General features: G+C 45.4%; 3 protein-coding genes. All 3 read left to right on the top strand.

The genetic code is table 11. From position 1 onward, the window contains the following. The first annotated feature begins 101 nt into the window (after positions 1–101). Positions 102–401 (top strand): hypothetical protein, encoded by a 300-nt coding sequence (locus H595_RS0119695; protein ID WP_027672668.1) that lies wholly within the window; start codon positions 102–104, stop codon positions 399–401. A 127-nt stretch (positions 402–528) separates the two neighbouring features. Next, positions 529–960, top strand: coding sequence for a hypothetical protein (locus H595_RS0119690; protein WP_156886043.1), 432 nt, complete (start codon positions 529–531; stop codon positions 958–960). A gap of 170 nt (positions 961–1130) precedes the next feature. Beyond that, on the top strand, positions 1131–1327 hold a 197-nt coding region (locus tag H595_RS23120; RefSeq protein ID WP_037055606.1), incomplete at its 3' end, for a transposase.

Raw genomic sequence — 1327 nt, 5'->3', positions numbered from 1 at the left:
GAGTGAATATATAACTGAAGAGCCGGATGCGGTAATTCCGCACGTCCGGATCTGTGTGGGGGCGGCTCAGTAATGGGTCGTTCTACCACGATTGGGGCACGATGAGCCAGCTTAAAACATCGACAATAGCTTTTCTTTCTGGGGCACTGTCTGTCGTGATCGGTTTGGTCGCTTTCGCGTTAAGCTGGAATTTATGGGATTTGTGGGGTGGCCCTATGCCGGGTATTCGGGTGTTACTTTATCCTGGTAATTTGTCGCTTGTTTATGTGTGGCATCCCCTTTTTACTGAAGAAGTTAATTTTTGGCCTAAACTCGCACTTCAAATGTTGGGGCAGTTTTCATTAGTTGCATGTTCAACTGCACTTTTTGTAACGGTGGTAAGGAGATGGCGCAGTGTATAAGCCCCATAACAAGGCGCTGTTGTCGCCACTATCGCGGCTGGGACGGCTTACGCTGCGCTCCAGCCGCCCCAAAGCTTTGCGTTAGGCAATTCTGCTCAGCGAACATATTGATATGGATATTCCGATAATGTTTAAGAATTTATTCACCAAGAGTACAAAATTTGACGGCATCAGGCCGATCAACATTTATTTAATGCGTCTGATTTATGTCTTAATGTTCTTTGTTCTAGGTAAGGACGTCTGGGGCTACATACTTTCTTATTCAGGCGTCTGGGAAGAAAACGAGGCCGTGGCATGGAGTGTGTGGGCTGCATTTTCGGCCTTGGCGTTGTTGGGGATATTCAGAACAGTTGAAATGATACCCATTCTTTTGCTCGAAATTTTCTACAAAGTGCTATGGCTAATTTTAGTAGTGTATCCGCTCTGGCAATCTAATGAACTTGTAGGTTCAGGCATGGAAGAGACCGCTTTTGCATTTGCACTGGTTGTTTTGCCAATTTTAGCAATGCCTTGGGGCTATGTTTTTAAACGATATATCCTCGGTAAGAAAAATGCCTAACAAGTTACTAAATTTCGTTCCGGCCACAAACAGCGTGGCCTCCACGGGACTGCCTACGCTGCGCTGCGGCAGCCCATTAGTAATGCGTTGAGGCTGTAGAAAAACCTCTTTTCAGCTGATCGAGTTTGTGATCAAATAGCGTTGTCTGATTAAAAAGTGGACAACGCCTAATGCCTAAATACATCCCTTACGATTACAAACAAAGTGCCATGGTAGTAATTAATTATCTCGACCAACTGCAGCCAGGCACCTTTGAACACGCCATTCATTACCTGATTGATAACAAGCTGGACCTGTCGATATTTAACAGCAAATACCAGAATGAAGATAATGGCCGTCCGGCGTATGACCCCGCTGTGCTGTTAAA

The organism is Rheinheimera baltica DSM 14885, from assembly GCF_000425345.1.
Taxonomy (GTDB): Bacteria; Pseudomonadota; Gammaproteobacteria; order Enterobacterales; family Alteromonadaceae; genus Alishewanella; species Alishewanella baltica.
This window is presented reverse-complemented; position numbering and strand designations above follow the sequence as displayed.